Here is a 19883-nt window from a genome sequence, read left to right as displayed (position 1 = left end):
AACCGCATGATGCCGCGTCGAGCCGCCCGGCCTCTCACGCCCTTGTCAGACCCCGCACAGAGGCGGGCCCTTATACTCGCGGGGCAGATGCGGTTTCTGATGCTTGCGCTGGCGCTCGGGTCGGGTGCGGGGGCGCTGAACGTGAGGGTGCTGGTGGCAAGTGGCCCGCAGCTCGGCGTGCGCGTGCCCACCCCGGCCCCGGCCGACCCCGTTCCCCCCGGCCTGGGCCTGACCCCGACCACCCCCGTGCCCGGCGCACCCGACGCCACTCCCCCGCCCCCTTCCCCGAGCCTCTGGACCGTCGGCGTGCGGGGCGCCAACCTGACGCTGAACGGGGCGGACGCGGGCAGCCCGTCCCTCTACCTGCCCCCCTCGCCCGGCAGCGTCGTGGAGATCGGCGGCCGGACGTACCGGGGCGGGGTGCTGCTGCGGGCCGAGCGCGGCACCGTGCAGGGCATCAACGTGGTGGACGTGGAGGACTACCTGCGCGGGGTGGTGCCCGCCGAGATGCCCTCCACCTGGCCCGCCGCCGCCCTCGCCGCCCAGGCGGTGATCGCCCGCACCTACGTGGCCGCGCGGGTGAACCCGGCCCTGCCGTACGACACCTGCGCCACCGAGACCTGCCAGGTGTACCGGGGTGTCACGGCCGAGCGCGCGAACGCCGACGCGGCCATCCGGGCGACCGCCGGGGAGGTCGTCGCTTACGACGGGCGGCCCGCGAGCACGTACTTCTCCAGCGACTCGGGAGGCTTCACCGCGTCGAGCGCCGAGGTGTGGGGCCGCGACGTGCCGTACCTGATCGCCCGGGCCGACCCCTACTCGGTGGGCGGGCCCCGGTCGCGCTGGCGACTGGAGGTCGGCGCGGCCAGGGTGCAGGAGGTCGCCGCGCGCTACGGGGTGGGGGTGGGCCCCCTGGCGTCGGTGCGGGTCACCCGGGCGAGCGTGTCGGGCCGGGCGCAGGAGATCACCCTCACGGGCACGGGCGGCACCGCCCTCCTGTCGGGGGCGAACGCGGGGGGATTCATCCGTTCTCTCGGCGCCGCGAGCAGCCGGGCGACCCTGAGCGGCCCGGTGGGCCCCGGCACGCCCCTCGTCGTGGAGGGGTTCGGGGCCGGGCACGGGGTCGGCCTCTCCCAGTACGGGGCGCTGGGCCTGGCGCGGCAGGGCATGACCCACCCGCAGATCCTGGGCTTCTACTACCCCGGCACGTCCCTGGGGTTGCTCGCACGCGGGCCGGGGGTTGGACGCCCCAGCTTCGCCGGGTTGCGCCCACTGCCCTCCCCCGCCGTGCTCGCCCGGAGTGGGTCCCATGTCGAGTAGGACGGTCGGCCGCCTCTTCCGGCGCGGCGGGGGAAGGCTGCGGCGGGGTATGGTCGTCGCGCTCGCCTCGCTGGCAGCGGCGGCGGCGCTGGGGAGCGCCGAGGCGCGCACGGTGCGGATCGTGCAGGCGCAGACGCTCGAACTGCGCCGCCTCGACGACCAGGAGATCGTGATCATCAGCGGGGACGACCAGGGCAGTCAGGTCGAGCTGCGGGTGGACGACGACGTGGTGCGGGCCGCCCGCGTCGAGTACAACCGCACCCGCCGCACCCTCACCCTCGTCGGGGCGGCGACGTACCGCACCGCGCGGGACGGGCAGACCCTGACGGGCGAGGACCTCGTCGTGGACCTCGGCCAGGAGCAACTGACGGGCGAGGACGTGATCATCAGCGACGCCGACCTGGAGATTCGCGGCGGTCAGGTCGAGCGGGTGCCGGGCCAACTGCGGGCCACGCAGGGTTACTTCACCCCCTGCGCGAAGTGCGGGCGGACGCCGAACGACTACGCCTTCCGCGCCGAGAGGCTGATCGTGTACCCGGGCGACCGCCTCGTCGCCTACCGGGCGCAGCTCCTGATCGCCGACTTCCCGGTCCTGTACCTCCCCGTCGTGGTGCTGCCGCTAAACGACCCCGACCGCCAGCCCCGGCTCGTCGTCGGCAACGGCGCCCCGGACGGGCTGACGGTCGAGGCCGACCTCCCCTTCAGCGTGGGGACGAGCACGCTGGGCACCACGCTCTTGCGGTACTACGAGAACCGCGACCCCAGCATCGGCCTCGGCGTGAGCCTGCGCTCGTACGCGCCGCTGCCCTTCGTGGACCGGGTGAACCTCTACACCCTCGCGCAGCCCAAGCCCTTCGCCGCCGACGGGACCCAGCGGGTCGGGTACGACCTCGACTTCGACCTCACCGCGCGGGGCCGCGTCCCCCTCACCCTGGCGGTGCGCGACCTCGACTACTCCCTGAACGTCTTACGGCGCGACATCGGGCGCAGCGAGACCGACCCCGAGCGGGGGGTCACGCGGGTGACCTTCGGGGCGAACGTCGAGTATCCCCTGTTCTCGGCTCAGTTCAACTACGTGGACCGCTTCGGGCCGGAGCCCACCACGGCGCTCACCACGCCATTGCGGCAGCCCGAACTCGTGATCGACCCCAAGCCCGTGACACTGGGGGGTTTCAGCGCGGACTTCCGGGTGTCGGCGGGGCGCTACACCGGGCAGAGTAACCCCCTCTCGCGCAGCGCGACCTCGCAGGGGGTCAACATCTCGACCACCCGGCTGGAGGAGCAGCACGCGCTGAGCTTCACCGCGAGCCCGTGGCGGAACGCCGACCTGACGCTGCGCAACACTTTCACCGGGCGGTACTACGGCACCGGGGCCCGCACGGTGAACCTGGAGGCGGGCGGCACCCTGACCCAGCGGTTCAACGAGACGAACACCTTCGGGGTGAGCTACAACTACATCCGCATCGAGGGGACCAGCCCCTTCGCCTTCGACGCGGTGGCGGGCCGCCGCCTGAGCGCGCCCCTGACCCTCGACCTGAACACCGTGCCCGTGCGGGACGTGACCTTCCGCGCGACGTACACCCGCGACCTGATCCTGCCGCCGAACTCGGCGGGGCAGCTTCCCGCCACCTTCCGGCTGGGGGTGAACCGGGCGCCCGTCAACCTGACGTACAACCTCGCGTACAACTTCGGCACGGGAGAGCTGGAGAACACCAGCTTCAACGTCACCGTGGGCGACCCCAACTCGGGGCGGGTCACCGTCATGCCCGCCACCCCGGCCCGCCCGGCGACGGCGACGAGCCCCGCCGTGCCCGCCCGCCCCGAGACGGTGACGCGCTCCAGCCGCTGGCCCGCGCCCAACCTCACCCTCACGGCGAGCGGGAGCTACACCCGCACCGGGGGCTACGACCCCTTCACCGTGCGCGCGACCGTGACCGACGACGTCCGCACGAACAACTTCAGCGTGTACGCCACCCACGACATCGACACGCCCCGCCTCTCGGCGGTGGGCTTCGAGGCGAGCGCGGCGACGACCTTCGACAACGTGCTCAACCCGGTCAGCCTCACGGCGCGCGAGAACCTCGACCTGCTCACCCCGCGCCTCACCGGGAGCTACGCGCTGACCTGGCGGGGGGAATACACGCTCTCGACCGCCCACGACCTGCTGCTCGACCAACCCGAGACGGCGCGGGAGAGCGGCACGGTCACCTTCAGCGTGGGCACGGCGGCGGGCCGGGCGACGAACTGGCAGCTCACCTACGGCGGCCCCTACGACTTCCGGCGGCAGGGCTGGACGCGCCCCAGCCTCACGGGCACCCTGCGGGCCACCCGCCCCGGCCAGAGCCTCGCCGTGGCCGCCGTCCTGAACACGCCGGGCCTCGACCAGCCGCGCACCGAGTTCTCCCGCGCGGACGTGAACGCCGTGTGGCAGTTCGGCTCGCGCGCCGCGCTCTCGGGCCGGGCCGTGTACACCCGCACCCGCAGCGGCACCTTCCCGGACGACGTCGCCACCGACACGCTGGTGCTCGATCCCGTCCGCGTCGGTGTGGCGCTGGGGAACGGGCCCAGGCCGGGGGCGTACCTGACGGCCAGCCTGCGCCAGACCGTCGTCTGGCAGAATGGTCAGCGGGTGGGGGACTGGAACTTCACGCCCGTGATCGGCCTGACCATCGACCGCTGCTGCTGGGCCCTCCAGGCGGAGATCGACCTCAGCATTCGCCGCTACCGCCTCGCCATCGGCCTGCCGGGCAGCACCTCCTACCCCCTGTTCGACTACGGCGAGGAGAGCGGCCTGAGCATCCCGCTCCTGCCCTGATTGCCCCCACGGAGGCCAACACGCCATGACCGCATCCCCCCTGCGCCCGCTTGCCCTGGCCCTGCTCCTGCCCGGCCTCCTCGCCGCCTGCACCGGGACGGAGGAGACGCCTCCCAGCCTGCGCCTCGCGGTGCTCACGGACGGGGGCGCGACCGTCCGCACCGTCACGCCCGGGAGCGGCGCGTCCGACGTGAGCGTTCCCCTCGGTCAAGACAACAGGGGGGTGACCCTCGACACGCTGCCGGGCGGCACGCGCGTCGCCCTGACCCTGACGTCGGGGATCGAGAGCCGGGACGTGAACCTCGCCAATCCCGTTCCCTTCGCGGCCCTGCCCTTCACGCCGGTCTGCCTGACGAGCACGGTCCTGAGCGCCGCCCGCGACCGGCTGCTCACCCTCAGCGACTGCGCCACGGCGAGCGGGGGCAGCGTGAACGGGCCCCAGCAGCTCGCCCTGTACCGCACCGACGGCAGCCTGGTCTGGACTGCCCTGCTGCCCACCTTCACCCCGCCGAGCTCCACGACCGACCGGCCCCCCGTGCGTATCGCCGTGATCGGCGACCGGGCCGTCGTCGCCCGGCCCGCGCTCGGCGGCGGCAGCGAGACGATCCGCGTCGCCCCCGAGAACACCGGGGACATCGTCGCCACCGCCACCCTGCCCCTCGCCACCCCCGCGATCCGCGACCTCGCCCCGCTGGGGAACGTCATCTACGCCGCGACCGACACCGGCATCCAGCCCCTGACCGACCTCGGCGTGCCCAACGCGGCGGCCACGGTGGGCGCCTTCGGGAGCGGGCGGGTGGACCGACTCTGGACGAGCGCGAGCACGGGCGGGGCAAGCAACCTGATCGCCGCCTGGCGTGACACCACCCTCAGCGGCAACGGCAGCGAGCCCCTGCGCCTGTGGGACAACACCCGCGCGAGCGCCGTCATCGTCGCCAACATCGCCGAGCTGCGCGACGTCTCCTTCGGCATCGACGGCAACCTCTACGCCCTGACCCGCACCACCCTGACGAGCTACGACACGGTGTTCGGCCTGGGGCAGGGGAACTGGAACCCCACCCAGCTTGCGGGCGGACTGAACGACGCGCGGGCGGTGACGTGGCTGGTGCCCTGAGGGTCGGGTAAGCTCCCGACATGCAGATGCAGGACATTCCCTTTGGCACGACCGACTGGGAAATGGTCGAGGAGACGATCCACCCCGGGCAGACCGGTACCGCGCGCTGGCGCACCCGCCATTTCGGGGGCATCCGCGTCCGGCGGGTGGAGTACACGGCGGGCTACCTGGCCGACCACTGGTGCCATAAGGGCCACATCCTGCTCGTGCTGAGTGGGCAACTGGACACGGAGTTGGAAGACGGCCGGACCTTCATCTTGCGGTCCGGCATGAGCTATCAGGTGGCCGATGGGGCCGAGGCGCACCGCTCGTCGTCGCTGGGGGGCGCCACGCTCTTCATCGTGGACTGAGCCCCCGCCGTCAGGGGAGGCCGGACCCCCGCTCTCCACCGGCCGCTGACGGCTGAAAGCTTCCCCCCAGCATTGCCAGCAGCGCCGCCGGAACCGCCCCCCGCAGCCCCACGAGCGGCAGGCCGCCCCGGGCGAGGAGCACGGCCGCCGCCCCGTCCGCCGGGCACATTCCCAGGGCCGTGCGGGTGCCGCGCGCCACCCCGTCGTGCCACCACACGCCGCGTGTCTCGAACCAGCCGGGGGCCGCCCCCGTCGCGTGCGGGGGCAGGCCGGGGGGACGGGCCACCTCCCGCCACGCTTCCCCGGCCCGCCCCTCCAGGTGCGCCGCCGCGAAGGCGAGCAGGTCCGCCGCCGTCCCGAAGAGGCCCCCCGCCCCCGCCAGCGGCCCGAAGCCGGTGACCCCCTCGCCGAAGAGGGTGGCGGCGGGCGTCACGAGCCGGGCGGAACTGGGTGTGAGGGACACGTCCCCCAGCCTCAGCGGCCCGGTGACGTGCCGCACGAGTGCTCGCCCGTAACCCGCCGTGTCCACCGCCTCGCCCGAGGCGTGCGCGAGGGCCAGGGCAAGGACGCCCACCCCCAGGTTGGAGTAGGCGAAACGGCCCGCCGCCCGGCGGTTGGCCCAGCGCCGCGCGCTCGCCAGGGCGCCCCCGGCGCTCATCCCGCCGTAGGGGTCCTGAAAGCGGGTGAAGGTCGTCACGATGACCCGGGCGGGGTGGGGAGGCAGTCCCGCCGTGTGGGTCGCCAGGGCGCGCGGAGTGACGAAGGCGGGGAAGCCGCGAAAGGGCCCTCCCAGCCGGGAGAGGGGCGCGTCCCACTCCAGCCGCCCCGACCCCGCCAGCGCGTCCGCCAGCGCCGCCGTGAAGGGCTTGGTGACGCTCGCCAGCTCGAAGACGCCCTCCCGGGGCACGCCGCCGAGGCCGACCACGACGGCCCGCCCTCCCCGCGCCGCGCCGATCACCCCGCCCCGCCGCAGAGCCAGGCGCACGAGGGGGAGGGCCCGCCCCGCGTCCGCGCCCAGAACCTCGCCCACCTCTCGCAGGGCCTGGCGAAGCGGGTCTCGGCGGAACATGGGGTCAGGGTAGCGCCCCTGGTAGGCTCGGGCATGGCCCTCACCCCGCCCCGCGCCGCCAGAAAGCCTGTCATCCACTCCCTGCACGGCGAGGACCGCCCGGACGACTACCACTGGCTGAGGACCCAGGGCCGGGCCGACCCCGAGGTGCTGGCCTATCTGCACGCCGAGAACGCCCACCTGAACGCGGTGATGGCTCCCCTGCGCGACATGCAGGGGGCGATCTACCGGGACCTCCTCTCACACGTCCAGGAACGCGACGAGGGCGCCCCCGTGCGCGAGGGGGGGTGGCTGTACCTCACCCGCACCGAGGAAGGCCGGGCCCACCCCATCTTCCTGCGCCGCCCCGTGGCCGGGGGCGAAGAGGAGGTGCTTCTCGATCTGAACGCCCTGGCCGAGCGGGAGGGCCACGCCAACGTCTGGGTGTACGCGACCCGGCCCAGCCCGGACGGCCGCCTCTGGGCCTTCCTCCTCGACACGACCGGGCAGGAGGTGTTCGAGTTGCGGGTGCTCGACACGGGGACGGGCGACCTCGCCGAGCCTCCCCTGACGGGCGTGAGCGGCTGGACGCTCGATTGGGGCGCGGACGGCTCGCACCTGTACTACGGCCGCGACGACGAGACGCAGCGCCCCCACCAAGTCTGGCGCCACACCCTCGGCCAGCCCCAGGAGACCGACGAACTGCTGTACCAGGAGGACGACCCCACCTTCCGCGCCACCGCCCACCTCTCCGAGAACGGCGAGACCCTGCTCGTCGGGAGCGAGGCGGGCGTCACGTCAGAGTGGCACGCCCTGGACGTGCGTGACCCGGAGGCCCGACCTCACCTCATCCTGCCCCGCGAGCACGGGGTCGAATACTCGGTGACGGACGGCGGCGACCACTGGCTCGCCCTGACGAACCAGGGGGGCGCGACCGAGTTCCGGCTCGCGCGGTTGCCGAAGAGGGAGGGCCTGACCTGGGGAGACGCGCAAGGCGTGCTCCCGCACCACCCGGCGCGTTATCTGACCGGGATGCACCTCTTCGCCTCGCACCTGCTCGTGTCGGGTCGGGAGGGCGGCTTCACGCGGCTGTGGGTGCTGCCCCGCCCCGGTGGGGGTTATGCGGAGGCCCGCCGCGCCCGGTTCCCGGAGGCGAGCTACACCGTCCACATCGGCCCGAACCGCGTCTTCGACACCGCCACCGCCCGCATCGTGTACACCAGCCTGACCCGGCCCGCCGAACACCTCGACCTCGACCTGAACACGCTGGAGACCACGCTCGTCAAGGCGACGCCCGTTCCCGACTACGACCCGGCGGAGTACGTGAGTGAGCAGACCTGGGCGACCGCGCAAGGCGGCGAGCGCGTGCCCGTCAGCCTCGTGCGCCGCCGGGACACGGCCCTGCCCGCCCCGACGCTGCTGTACGGCTACGGCAGCTACGGCATTCCCACCGACCCCGAGTTCCGCTCGACCCGGTTGCCCCTGCTCGACCGGGGCTGGGTCTTCGCCATCGCGCACATCCGGGGCGGGAGCGAGCTGGGCCGCCGCTGGTACGACGCCGGGCGGCTGGGCCACAAGCTGAACACCTTCACCGACTTCATAGCCGCCGCCGAACACCTGAAGGCGGAGGGCGTGGCGGGCGACCTCGTGGCGACCGGCAGCAGCGCGGGCGGTCTGCTCACCGCCGCCGCCGTCAACCTGCGCCCCGACCTCTTCCGGGCGGCCTTCGTCGGGGTGCCCTTCGTGGACGTGCTCTCGACCATGCTCGACGCCTCCATCCCCCTCACGACCGGCGAGTACGACGAGTGGGGCAACCCTGGGGAGCCGGGAGCTTACGCCACCATGCGCGCTTACAGCCCTTACGACAACCTCGCCTCCCGCGTCTACCCCCACCTCTTCGTCTCGACGGGTCTGAACGACCCCCGCGTCGCCTACTGGGAACCCGCCAAGTACGTCGCCCGCCTGCGCGACGTGGCCGCCCCCGGCAGCGGTGTGATCGTCCTCAAGACCAACTTCGGCGCCGGGCACGGCGGCTCCAGCGGTCGCTACGACGCCATCGACGAGATCGCCGAGGAGTACGCCTTCGCGCTGGCGGCGGTGGAAGGGAAGTTGGGGGAGGACGGGCAATAAAAAAGCCGCCTCTCGGGCGGTGATGAAAAAAGAATAGCGCCCTATACACCCCCTGTCAAACTATGCAGCCGGGTTCTGCTCCGCCCACTCCAGGCTCACCTCCACCTCGACCGTCCCCACCTCCCGCCCCGCCCAGTTGTGCAGGGTGGCGGGGGCGAGGGCGCGCAGCTCCTCCGTGACCGGCGCGCCCAGTTCTCCCAGCACGGCGAGCGCGACGTGGGGCCGGGCCCGCTCACCGCCGTCCATGACCTTGAAGGCGATGCCCAGGGGCCCGCGCGGCGTCTCCCGCAGTGCGAGGCCGTAGAACGCCTCCGCGCCCATCTTGGCGGCAAGACCGGGGACGAGGGGCATCAGGGTGGTGTCGAGCCGCCCCGCGCCCGCGACCAGGAAGGGGTGGGCCCGCATCGCCCCAAAGACGCGCTCCAGGGCGGGGGCCAGTTCGCCCTCAGGGGCCGCTATCCGCGCGAACGTCCGCGCCACCGCGTGCAGCGGCAGGGCCAGTGCGGGGACGCTGCACCCGTCGGTGCCGACGTGAACGTCATCCAGCCCCACCCCACCCAGCTCGGCGTGGAGTTCCCGGATGCGGACCTGTAGAGGATGAGCAGGGTCCGTGTACCCCTCGCGCGGCCAGCCATTGAGCACGCAGGCGAGGAGCATCCCCGCGTGCTTGCCCGAGCAATTGTGGTGCAGCGGGGTGGGCGCCTCTTCCGCCCGAATCAGGCCCGCCGCCACCTCCGGGTCGAAGGGCGGGTGGGTGCCGCAGCGCAGGTCGTCCACGGTGCTGCCCGAGCGGGCCAGGAGCCGCGCCACGACGGCGAGATGTTCGGGCGTCCCGGCGTGGCTGGCGCAGGCGATGGCGAGTTCGTCCCCGGGCAGGTCGGGGGCGCCCAGGGCTACCGGGAGGGCTTGGACGGGCTTGCTGGTGCTGCGCGGAAAGGCGACGAGCGCGGGGTCGCCGCACCACGCCACGGTCTGCCCCCGCGCGTCCACGACCGCCGCGTGAACCCGGTGGACGCTCTCGGCGAGCCCTCCCCGCTTGAAGGTGACCCGCCCCACCCCGAGAGGTTGTGTCATGTCCGGCAGCCTAGCTCACGGGCCGGGCCACACCCGCGCGGCTTGACAACCCGCCCGCTGGCCCTTAACCTTCACTCCGCTGGCCTCCGCCAGTGTTGGTCCGGTGATTTTGGTCCGGTAGTGTAGCGGTTAGCATAACTGCCTGTCACGCAGTAGGTCGCGGGTTCAAATCCCGTCCGGACCGCCACAGTTCGAGCAGGGCAGAGGGGAGCGAGGTGAACGCCTCGCCCTTCTTTTTTGGAGCCGTCAGCGGTCCGCCATCGGCTTTCAGCGACAAGCTGCTTTTGCTGACGGCTGACTGCTTCTCCCCCAATTGCCGCCTACGCCCCTACCCCGGCGCCCGCATTGCCCTATCATGCCCGGCGGTTTCGCACGGCGTCCGTGAGCCCCAGCGGTGTTCCCGCGCTCCGAACCCCGCGCACGGCGAGCCTACCCCACGGACGGAGGACGCCTGAGTTGACGACAACACCCTCTTTTTCCACCCTTGACGCCGCCGAACTCTACCAGGTGCCCAACTGGAGCGGTGGCTGGTTTCGCGTCTCCGACAGGGGCCAGCTGGAGGTCACCCCTGGCCCCGGCCTTCACGCGCCGCTCCGCGCCATCATCGACGAGATCGTCGAGCGCGGCGAGAGCCTGCCCGTCATCCTGCGCTTCCCCCAGGTGCTCGCGGGGCGCGTCAGGCACCTCAACGACGCTTTCGGGAAGGCCATCGCCGAGTACGGCTACACCGGGCACTACCAGGGCGTCTTTCCCATCAAGGTCAACCAGCGCCGCTTGGTGGTGGAGACGGTCGCCGCCGCCGGGTACGACCACGCGCACGGGCTGGAGGCGGGCAGCAAGGCCGAGCTGGCGCTGTGCCTCGCCCAGAGGATGCACCCCGACGCCCTGCTGTGCTGCAACGGCTTCAAGGACGACGGCTTCATCAAGCTCGCCCTGTGGGGCCGGACCCTCGGCAAGAACGTGGTCATCACGCTGGAGAAGTACAGCGAACTCGACCGGGTGCTCAAGCAGGCCCGCGCGCTGGGCGTCAAGCCCGCCATCGGCGTGCGCTTCAAGCTCCACGCGCGGGGCTCGGGGCAGTGGGAGGAGTCGGGCGGCGACCAGGCGAAGTTCGGCCTGAACGCCTACGAACTGTTGCGGGTGGTCGAGCGGCTGCGCGAGGAGAACATGCTCGACTCGCTGGTGATGCTCCACACCCACATCGGCTCGCAGATCACCGACATCCGCCGGGTCAAGGTCGCCGTGCGCGAGGCCACCCAGACCTACGCGGGCCTGATCGCCGCCGGGGCGCAGCTCAAGTACCTCAACGTGGGCGGCGGCCTGGGCGTGGACTACGACGGCTCGAAGACCACCTTCTACGCCTCCATGAACTACACCGTGGGCGAGTACGCCGCCGACGTGGTGTACACCGTGCAGGAGACCTGCCGGGCGCGCGGGGTGCCCGAGCCCACCATCATCTCCGAGTCGGGCCGGGCCTTGACCGCCCATCACGCCGTGTTGATCATGCCCGTGGTGGACGTGACGGGCCCCACCCGCAACCTCGAAGAACTCGCCGCGCCGAACGAGGACAGCCACCAGGTCGTCAAGGACCTCGAAGAGATTCTGGTGAACCTCAGCGCCCGCAACTACCGCGAGATGTACAACGACGCGGTGGGCGACAAGGGGACCCTGCACAACCTCTTCGACCTCGGCTACGTGACGCTGGAGGACCGGGCGCGTGGCGAGGCGCTGTTCAACGCCATCCTGCGCAAGATCGCCAAGCTGATTCAGGGCGAGAAGTACGTGCCCGACGAGCTGGAAGACCTCCAGAAGGTGCTCGCCGATAAGTACATCTGCAACTTCTCCCTCTTCCAGAGCCTGCCCGACAACTGGGCGATCCAGGCGCTCTTTCCCATCGTGCCGGTGGACCGGCTGGACGAGCGGCCCACCCGGCAGGGCACCATCGTGGACATCACCTGCGACAGCGACGGCAAGATCGAGAAGTTCATCGACCTGCGCGACGTGAAGGCCACCCTGCCCCTGCACGAGCCGGGCCACGAGCCCTACTACCTGGGTGTGTTCCTGATGGGCGCGTACCAGGACGTGCTGGGCAGCGCGCACAACCTCTTCGGCAAGGTCAGCGAGGCGCACGTGACCGTGCGGCCCGGCGGGCGGTACAACATCGACCTCTTCGTGCGCGGCCAGAAGGCCCGGCGCATGATCGAGTCGATGGGGTACGAGGAGGTCATGCTCCGCGACTCCATCGAGGACCAGACCGACGCCGCGCTGGAGAGGGGCACCCTGACCCCCGAACAGGAGAACGAGCTGCTGGAGGACTACGGCGAGGAGTTGCTGGGCTACACCTACCTGGAGTACGAGGAGGGCTGAGCGGGGCAGGGGAGAGGGGCGGCCGACCGGTAAGACGGGGTCGCCCCTTCGCCGTGGAGGGTCAGCCGCCCCCCACCGCCAGGGCCCGCACGCGCACGTCGGGGGCCTCCACCCCGTCCAGCGTGAACCACAGCTCCGCCCCCACGGCCTCGATGTCCGCCAGGAGGTCGAGGAGGTTTCCGGCGACGGTAAAGACCTCCAGGGGATAGGCCGTCTCGCCGCCTTCCACCCAGAAGCCCTCGGCCTGGAGGCTGAAGTCCCCGGTGACGGGGTTGGCGCCCGCGTGCCCGCCCTCGACCCCGGTGAGGCGAACGCCCGTGACTCCCCGGGCGAGATCGGCGGGGGAGGTGGTGCCGGGGTGCAGGCGCAGGTTGCTGGGTGCCACGCCCACCGTGCCCTGGAGCCCCTGGCGGGTGGCGTGCCCGGTGCTGCGGGTACCCGCGCGGGCCGCCGTCCCCGCGTTGTGGAGGAAGGCCGCGAGCCGCCCCTCCCCGATCAGGGTGAGAGGGGCGCTGGGGCAGCCCTCCGCGTCGAAGGGGCGCGAGTTCAGGCCGCGCAGGAGGGTCGCGTCGTCCGTCAGGGTGACGAGCCCGCTGGCGACCTGCTCGCCCAGTCGCCCCGCGAGCGGGCTCTTGCCCTCCTCGACCATCTGGCCGCTGAACATGCCCGCGAAGATGGCGAGGAGTTCGGCCAGGCACTCGCCGCTCACGACCGCCGGGAAGGTGCCGCTGGGGGCAGGCCGCGCGCCGAGCAGGGCCAGCGACCGCTCCACCGCCGAGAGGGCCGTGCGGGTGGGGTCGAGTTCGGTGAACTCGCGGGTGAACTGCCAGTCGCCCTTCATCTTGTTCTGGCCGCCCTCCGACACCAGGGGGGAGACGTACTGGAGGGCGTAGAGCTGCCGCGTCTCCCGGCTCAGGCCCTCGGTGTTGGCGACCAGCCCCTCGGCGTCGCCGTCCTGATAGACCGCGTAGGGCACGCTCACCACGCGGGGGTCGGCCTCGCGGGTGACGCGTTCGAGGTCGAGCGCGACCCGCACCTTCTGTTCCGCCGTCACGCCGCTCAGGCCCTCGCCGTGGAGGTCGAGCGCGGGAGGAGGGGGCCAGTCGTGCAGCCCGGCTCCCCGCTCCGGCGCGACGAGTTCGGCGTTCTCGACGGCGCTGTCCAGGGCCCGGTCGAGGGCGGGCCGGGACAGGTTCTCGGTGAAGCTGTGCCCCCACGCTCCGCCGACGAGGGCGCGCAGCGCGACCCCCTGCCGGGTCTGCACCTTGAACTCGCCCACCTCGCCGCCGAAGGCCCGCACGTTCGTCGAGGCCCGGCGCTCCCCATACACCTCCAGCGTCACGCCCCGCTCCCGGGCGCGGTCCAGCAGGTAGGCGCGTGCCTCCGCGACCGTCAGTTGCTCCTCCGGCCCCGTCGTCATGCCCGGCCTCCCACGGTGATCTCCGAGACGAGGATGTGCGGCTGGCCAACGTCTGTCGGGATGGAGCCCGAGACGCTGCCGCACATCCCCTGCCCCAGCGCGAGGTCGCCCGCCACGCCCACGATGTTCTTCAGGTCCTGCGCCCCGTTCCCGACGAGTGAAGCTCCTTTCAAAGGTTCGGCGATCTCCCCACCCCGGATCATGTACGCCTCCTGCACCGCGAAGTTGTAGTCCCCGGTTCCGGGGGTAACGCTGCCGCCGCCCATCCGGCGGGCGTAGATGCCATCCCCCACGCTGCGGATCAGTCCCTCCGGCGTCTCGCCGCCCCGGTCGATGAAGGTGCTCCTCATGCGGCTGGCAGGCGCGTAGGTGTAGTTCTGCCGCCGCCCGCTGCCCGTGCGCCTGTGCCCGGTCTTGAGTTCGCCCACCCGGTCGGCCAGGAAGGACTTCAGCACGCCGTTCTCGATCAGGACGGTGCGCTCGCCCCTCATGCCCTCGTCGTCCACGGTGACCATGCCCCAGGACCCCGGAAGGGTGCCGTCGTCGATGGCGGTGACCGACTCGTGCGCGATCTTCTCGCCCAGCTTGCCCGCGAAGACGCTGGCGTTCTTCTCCACGGCGGTCGTCTCCAGGATGTGCCCGCACGCCTCGTGGAAGATCACCCCGCCGAAGCCGTTGCCGATCACGACGGGGAGCCTCCCGGCGGGCGCGTACCCCGCGCGCAGCATGGCGTTGGCGACTCGGGCGGCCTCGGCGCCGACGCTCTCGGGCGGCACCGTCTCGAAGAACTCCAGCCCCTGCCCGGCCCCGGGCCCGTCGAAGCCCGTCTCGCGCCGGGGGCCGTCCTGGGCGATGGCGGTGACCGTCAGCCGGGTCCACACCCGCTCGTCCTCCGCCCACAGCCCCTCCGAGTTGGCGACGAGGACGCGCTGCACCCGGTCGAGATAGTTCACGTCCACCGTCTTCACGTCTCCCACGCCCGCCGCCGCCCCGTGGGCCCGCCGCATCAGGGCGAGCTTGTCGCGTTTGGCCGTGTGCAGGGGATGTTCGCGGGCGACGTACAGGGGCCGGGCATCCAGTCGGCGGAAGTCGAGCCCCCCCGCGCCCGCCCGGTCCGGCTCGCCCGCCCCGCCGCGCGCCGAGGCCACCGCGTCGGCGAGGTCGCGCAGGCCCGCCGGGGTCACGTCGTTCGTGTAGGCGTACACCACGCGGGTGCCGTAGAGCAGCCGCAGCCCCGCCCCGAACAGGTTCCCGCCCCCGGCGTCCTTCACCTCCCCCTGATGCAGGCGCAGGGTAGTCGTCAGGGTGTCCTCCGCGAACAGTTCCGCGAAGTCCGCCCCGCCCGCGCGGGCACGGGTGAGAGCTTCGGCGGCGAGGTGCTGGTCGATCATGTCTTTCTCCTAAGGGGAGGCGAGTGGGCGAGAGATGCGAGGTCCTTCACATTCTGCGCCACCGTGGGGTCGGCCCGGCATGAGATTGGGCTAGGCCATTTCGCTGAGCCTCTGAGCCACGGCGGGCCACTCCTCCCGGATGACCGAGTACATTACCGTGTCGCGCATGGTGCCGTCGGGCCGCCGCATGTGCCGCCGCAGCACGCCCTCGTGGACGGCCCCGAGCCCCTCGATGGCCCGCTGGCTGCGAGTGTTCAGGATGTCGGTCTTGATCTGCACCCGCTCCATCCCCATGACCTCGAAGGCGTGGGCGAGCATCAGGCGTTTCATGCGGCGGTTGAGGCCCGTGCCGTGCCAGCGGGGGTGAAGCCAGGTCCAGCCGATCTCCAGCCCGCCGTGCGCTGTGCGGATGTCACCGTAGCGGGTGCTCCCCGCCGGTTCGCGGCCAACCTCCACCACAAAAGGCATCTGGTCGGGGGCGCCCAGCGCGGCCCGGTAGTAGGCGGGAGAGACGGGGGGTGAGCCCATCAGCCGCAACTCGTCCCCGCAGTCCGCCGCCAACACGCACAGGGCCGGAATGTCCCCTTCCTCCAGGGGCCGCAGGGTCAGGTCGGCGTCTCTCAGCGTCAGGCTGTGCCGCATGGGGCAGTGTGGCACGTTCCCAAGCTCAGACGTTCGCCGCGCTACCCTGTGGGGGTGAAGGACGAAGAACGCCGCGACTCCCACCCCCCGGCCCCCGAACGCTGGATCGTGGACGGCATCGAGGACGGCCCGCGTGGCCGGGTCGCGCGGGTGGAGCGGGAGGACGGGCGCACCTTCGATCTCCCCCTCTCGGCCCTGCCCGACGGGGTGCGCGAGGGCGACCTCCTTGCCGTGCAGGACGGCCCCGACGGGGTGACCGTCCGCCTCCTGCCGGGGGAGACCCGGGCCCGCCGCGAGTCCGCCCAGCGCAACCTCGACCGCCTGAATGCGGGAACGCCCCGCGAGGGGGAAGGGGAGATCACGCTATGAGCGGCAAGAAGGCGATTTCCAAGGCCCCCGCCCGCAAGAAGGCCGCCAAGCTCAAGAAGGGCAAGGCCGGGCACCACCACGGCCCCAGCACCAGCGACCTCGCCGGGGTGCTCGTCCTGGGGCTGATCGTCAGCCTCGCGGCCTGCGCGGGGGGCGGCGGGAAGGAGAAGGGCGGCGGGCAGGGGGGAACCGCCAACCCCGGTGGCCAGGTCACCATCCGTTTCCTCGACGTGGGACAGGGGGACGCCGTGCTCGTGACCAGCCCCGAGGGCAAGACGATGCTCTACGACGGCGGGCGCAGCGCCGAGCGGATGCGGGGGTACCTGGAAGCCTACGGGGTCACCAAGATCGACCTGATGGTCGCCAGCCACGCCGACGCCGACCACATCGCCGGCCTGATTCCCGCCGCCGAGACCGCCAAGCCCACCCTCTTCATCAACAACGGCCTCGCGGGCACCACCCGCACCTGGGAACGCCTCGTCGCCGCGCTTCAGGAGGACGGCACCACCTTCCAGAAGGCGAACGGGCAGGTCATCAACCTCGGCTCCGTGAAGGTCCGCGTGATCGCCCCGCCCGCCGGGATGGGCGACGACCAGAACGACAACAGCGTCGGCGTGCGCGTCGAGTTCGGCAAGTTCCGCGCGCTGATGACCGGCGACAGCGAAAAGCCCGAGACGGAAGCCTGGCTGGAGGAGGACCGGGCCGAGATTCAGGGTCCCTTCCAGGTCTACAAGAGCATCCACCACGGCGCAGCGAATGGCGACCACCAGGCCTGGCTCGCCGCCGTCCGCCCCGAGAACGTGGTCATCGGCGTCGGCGAGAACAACTACGGCCACCCCACGAAGACGGCCCTCGACCTCTACAAGGAAAACGGGGTCCGCGTCTACCGCACCGACCAGCAGGGCACCGTCACCTTCACGGGCGAGGGGGACGGCACGTATCAGGTCCAGACGGAGCGGTAGGGGGTCGACTGGACGTGGGCCTGTGCCCCCGTCGCCCGTGACACCCGCCCAGGTGGATTGCGTACAATCCATTCAACGTCGAACCATAAGACCCCCGAGGGAAAACCTCACATGGGATGGCGGCCCACCTCCTAGCCTTGATGGGCGAACGAAGCTCCACCCCGAGGAGGGAACTCATGTCTTACGTGAAGGTCGGCAAGGAGAACGGACAGAGCATCGAGCTGTACTTCGAGGACCACGGTCAGGGCCAGCCCGTCGTGCTGATCCACGGCTTCCCGCTGAATGGCCGCTCCTGGGAACGGCAGGAGGCCGCCCTGCTGGACGCCGGGTACCGCGTCGTCACCTACGACCGTCGCGGCTTCGGCCAGTCCAGCCAGCCGTCGGTGGGCTACGACTACGACACCTTCACCGCCGACCTGAACGCTCTGCTCACCCACCTCGACCTGCGCGACGTGGTGCTCGTGGGCTTCTCGATGGGAACGGGCGAGGTGACGCGCTACGTCGGCCAGTACGGCAACGAGCGGGTGAGTAAGGCCGTCCTGATCGGCCCCATCCCGCCCTACCTGCCGAAGACGGACGACAACCCGGAGGGGGTGGACCCCAGCGTCTTCGAGGGCATCAAGGCGTCCATCCGCCAGGACCGCTTCGCGTACCTCACCGAGTTTTTCCAGAACTTCTACAACACCGACGCCCTGCTCGGCAGCCGCGTCAGCGAGGAGGTGCTGCGCGCGAGCTGGAACGTCGCTGCCCGCGCCTCGGCCCGCGCCACCCTCGCCTGCGTGGACACCTGGCTCACCGACTTCCGTCAGGACGTGGCGAACATCAAGGTCCCCACCCTGATCATCCACGGGACCGACGACCGCATCCTGCCCTTCGACGCGACCGCCAAGCGGCTGCCCAGCCTGATCCCCGGCAGCGAACTCGTGACCATCCCGGAAGGCCCGCACAACATCCTGTGGACCTTCGCCGAGGAGGTCAACGGCGCCCTCCTGAACTTCCTCGGGAAGTAAACCTGAGGTTACCTCAGGCCCCCGCTTCAGGGGGTCTTTCTTTGTGTACTACACTCCCCCCTGATGTTCGGTCCCCTTCAACCCCGCAGCCAGCCGCAGCCGGGGCACCTCTACGACGTGGCGGTGGTCGGCGCGGGCCTGGCGGGCACGGAACTCGCGTGGCGCCTCGCGCGCTCGGGCTCGGACGTGCTCCTCGTCTCGCAGGCCCTCGACCACCTCGGGAACCTGTACCAGCCGACCGTTGAGGGCGCGGGCTTTCCACCGGGCAGCGTCTTCGCCCTCGTCGCCGGGAAGATCGCCCCCGACACCGACGGCTGGACCTTCCACCGCCACCTCAAGGCGGAGATCGAGGGCACGGCGGGCATCCACCTCCTGCAAAGCACGGTGACAGAACTCGGCGAGGGGGAGGAGGAGGTCACGCTCTCCACCTGGGAGGGCCCCACCCTGCGCGCCCGCCGCGTCGTCCTGGCCGTCGGCGCCTTCCTCAAGGGCCGCCTGCTGATCGGCGAGACGATGGAGGAGGCCGGGCGGCTCTCCGAGGTCGCGTATGACTTCCTGGCGGACGACCTTGCGCGGGGTGGAGTGTGGTTGGTCGGGGGGGAACAGACTGCCGCCGGGGTGGAGGGGGCGCCGCCCTACAACGTGCGCTTTCTGACCCCCGCCCCGACCGAACTCGACGGCTTCCGTATCAAGCGGTTCGAGCGGGTGTACGTGGTGGGTCGCTGCACGCCGGGCGAACACACCTACGCCTCCGTGCTGGAGGACGCGGCGCGGCTGGCGGAGGAACTTCTTTTGTCCCCTCCGCTGCGCGGCTCTTCGAGTCCCCCCTCGCGGGGGAGGTCGGGAGGGGGGGAAACGCCGTGATCTACCGCCTCTCCGACTTCCACTTCCCAGACACCGCCGCGCGCCTCTACCCCGACACCCCGCACCGCCCCTGGGTGCTGGAGGTGGGTTTCGGCGACGGGCGGTTCTGGCCGCATTACGCCGCCACCTTCCCCGAGGCGCCCAACTACCTCGGCGTGGAACTCAGCGGGGTCAGCCTGCTCAAGGCGGAGAGGCGGCTGCGGGCGGCGGGGCTGACAAACGCCGTCCTCACGAAACTGCCCGCCACCGTCCTCGTCCGCGAGGTGGTGCCGGAAGGGGCGCTGGACGCCATCGTCGTCAACTTCCCCGACCCCTGGCCCAAGGCGGGGCACACCGACCACCGCCTGCTGCGCGCCCCTTTCTTCCGGCTCGCCGCCAGCCGCCTGAAGCCGGGGGGAGCGGTCCTGCTCACCACCGACCACGACGAGTATTTCGAGTTCGCCTGCGCCGAGGCCGAGGAAAGTGGCGTCATGCGGGTGGACCTGACCGACGCGCCGCCCGCCGCCCTGGAGACGAAGTACGCCCTGAAGTGGCGCGACCTGGGCCTGGGCGCCCACCATGCCCGCTTCACGCCGACCGCTCAGCCGCAGGTGCCCCACGGCGCCGTCACTCGCTACCCCGACGAGGAGGATTCCCCCGACGTGCCCCACGCCATCCTGACTCTGCCCCCGGACTTCGACCCCCGCGAGTTCGGTAAACACACGGCGCGCGGCGGGCAGACGCGCGAGACTGCATCAGAAAGAGACGGGACGGGCTGGACCGTCGTCCTCCTCGACCTGTACCGCAGCCTGGGCAAGGACGGCTGGGTGTGCCTCGCGCACGTCGTCGAGGGGGAGCTGACCCAGGAGGTTCTGGTCGGCGTGACGGGGCGGGGGGACGGCAGCCACCTCGTCCGCCTCGCCCGCTTCGGGGGACCGATCATCACGCCGGGGGTGAAGGCGGCGGTGGGCACCGTGACAGGCTGGCTGGAGGAGCGGGGCGCGGTGGTCACGCACCGGGGGTATTAG

The 19883-nt window shown here is 71.7% G+C and carries 16 protein-coding genes and 1 tRNA gene; 12 read left to right on the top strand and 5 right to left on the bottom strand.

The window, feature by feature from the left end; genetic code table 11:
- The first annotated feature begins 87 nt into the window (after window positions 1–87).
- The 4 genes from DAETH_RS14030 to DAETH_RS14015 are packed head-to-tail and all read left to right on the top strand — an operon-like array spanning window position 88 to window position 5599.
- Window positions 88–1320 carry a SpoIID/LytB domain-containing protein gene (locus DAETH_RS14030; RefSeq protein ID WP_264775496.1) on the top strand — a complete coding sequence of 411 codons (1233 nt, stop codon included), beginning with the start codon at window positions 88–90 and terminating at the stop codon, window positions 1318–1320.
- Window positions 1310–4135: an LPS-assembly protein LptD gene (locus tag DAETH_RS14025; protein ID WP_264775495.1), complete on the top strand. Its 2826-nt coding sequence runs from the start codon at window positions 1310–1312 to the stop codon at window positions 4133–4135. The genes DAETH_RS14030 and DAETH_RS14025 overlap by 11 nt, the downstream gene beginning before the upstream one ends.
- Window positions 4136–4160: 25 nt before the next feature.
- Complete coding sequence (locus DAETH_RS14020; protein ID WP_264775494.1) at window positions 4161–5249, top strand: hypothetical protein; 1089 nt, start codon at window positions 4161–4163, stop codon at window positions 5247–5249.
- Between the two features lie 20 nt (window positions 5250–5269).
- A complete protein-coding gene (locus tag DAETH_RS14015; RefSeq protein ID WP_264775493.1) occupies window positions 5270–5599 on the top strand; it encodes a DHCW motif cupin fold protein in 330 nt (109 codons plus the stop codon).
- A gap of 10 nt (window positions 5600–5609) precedes the next feature.
- Here DAETH_RS14015 and DAETH_RS14010 read toward each other — a convergent pair whose 3' ends face one another.
- Complete coding sequence (locus DAETH_RS14010; RefSeq protein ID WP_264775492.1) at window positions 5610–6668, bottom strand: serine hydrolase domain-containing protein; 1059 nt, start codon at window positions 6666–6668, stop codon at window positions 5610–5612.
- 33 nt (window positions 6669–6701) lie between these two features.
- On the opposite strand from DAETH_RS14010, the gene DAETH_RS14005 reads away from it, so the two are divergent.
- Window positions 6702–8777 (top strand): S9 family peptidase, encoded by a 2076-nt coding sequence (locus DAETH_RS14005; protein WP_264775491.1) that lies wholly within the window; start codon window positions 6702–6704, stop codon window positions 8775–8777.
- A gap of 60 nt (window positions 8778–8837) precedes the next feature.
- Here the strand turns inward: DAETH_RS14005 and DAETH_RS14000 are convergent, their stop codons facing one another.
- Entirely contained in the window at window positions 8838–9851 is a 1014-nt protein-coding gene (locus DAETH_RS14000) for an asparaginase (protein WP_264775490.1), read from the bottom strand.
- A 111-nt stretch (window positions 9852–9962) separates the two neighbouring features.
- Between DAETH_RS14000 and DAETH_RS13995 the strand changes: the two genes are divergently transcribed.
- Window positions 9963–10038, top strand: a tRNA-Asp gene (locus DAETH_RS13995).
- Window positions 10039–10307: 269 nt separating this feature from the next.
- Entirely contained in the window at window positions 10308–12218 is a 1911-nt protein-coding gene (gene speA, locus DAETH_RS13990) for a biosynthetic arginine decarboxylase (protein WP_264775489.1), read from the top strand.
- A 61-nt stretch (window positions 12219–12279) separates the two neighbouring features.
- On the opposite strand, the gene DAETH_RS13985 is transcribed toward speA, so the two are convergent.
- The 3 genes from DAETH_RS13985 to DAETH_RS13975 form a co-directional block, all read right to left on the bottom strand.
- The gene (locus tag DAETH_RS13985) at window positions 12280–13638 is read right to left on the bottom strand and encodes a TldD/PmbA family protein (protein WP_264775488.1); all 1359 of its coding nucleotides are present in this window, start codon (window positions 13636–13638) and stop codon (window positions 12280–12282) included.
- A complete protein-coding gene (locus DAETH_RS13980) occupies window positions 13635–15029 on the bottom strand; it encodes a TldD/PmbA family protein (RefSeq protein WP_264775487.1) in 1395 nt (464 codons plus the stop codon). The genes DAETH_RS13985 and DAETH_RS13980 overlap by 4 nt, the downstream gene beginning before the upstream one ends.
- Before the next feature lie 90 nt (window positions 15030–15119).
- Window positions 15120–15671 carry a GNAT family N-acetyltransferase gene (locus DAETH_RS13975; protein ID WP_264775486.1) on the bottom strand — a complete coding sequence of 184 codons (552 nt, stop codon included), beginning with the start codon at window positions 15669–15671 and terminating at the stop codon, window positions 15120–15122.
- A 54-nt stretch (window positions 15672–15725) separates the two neighbouring features.
- On the opposite strand from DAETH_RS13975, the gene DAETH_RS13970 reads away from it, so the two are divergent.
- The 5 genes from DAETH_RS13970 to trmB all read left to right on the top strand — a co-directional run bounded on the left by DAETH_RS13970 (window position 15726) and on the right by trmB (window position 19883).
- Window positions 15726–16040: a DUF3006 domain-containing protein gene (locus DAETH_RS13970; RefSeq protein WP_264775485.1), complete on the top strand. Its 315-nt coding sequence runs from the start codon at window positions 15726–15728 to the stop codon at window positions 16038–16040.
- Window positions 16037–17002 carry a ComEC/Rec2 family competence protein gene (locus DAETH_RS13965; protein ID WP_264775484.1) on the top strand — a complete coding sequence of 322 codons (966 nt, stop codon included), beginning with the start codon at window positions 16037–16039 and terminating at the stop codon, window positions 17000–17002. The genes DAETH_RS13970 and DAETH_RS13965 overlap by 4 nt, the downstream gene beginning before the upstream one ends.
- A 176-nt stretch (window positions 17003–17178) precedes the next feature.
- Window positions 17179–18012: an alpha/beta fold hydrolase gene (locus DAETH_RS13960; RefSeq protein ID WP_264775483.1), complete on the top strand. Its 834-nt coding sequence runs from the start codon at window positions 17179–17181 to the stop codon at window positions 18010–18012.
- Between the two features lie 63 nt (window positions 18013–18075).
- The gene (locus DAETH_RS13955) at window positions 18076–18876 is read left to right on the top strand and encodes an FAD-dependent oxidoreductase (RefSeq protein WP_264775482.1); all 801 of its coding nucleotides are present in this window, start codon (window positions 18076–18078) and stop codon (window positions 18874–18876) included.
- Window positions 18873–19883 carry a tRNA (guanine(46)-N(7))-methyltransferase TrmB gene (trmB, locus tag DAETH_RS13950; protein WP_264775481.1) on the top strand — a complete coding sequence of 337 codons (1011 nt, stop codon included), beginning with the start codon at window positions 18873–18875 and terminating at the stop codon, window positions 19881–19883. Before DAETH_RS13955 ends, trmB begins: the two co-directional genes overlap by 4 nt.

The organism is Deinococcus aetherius, from assembly GCF_025997855.1.
Lineage (GTDB): Bacteria > Deinococcota > Deinococci > Deinococcales > Deinococcaceae > Deinococcus > Deinococcus aetherius.
Note: the sequence above shows the minus strand (reverse complement) of the source record. Positions and strands in the feature narration are given on the sequence as shown.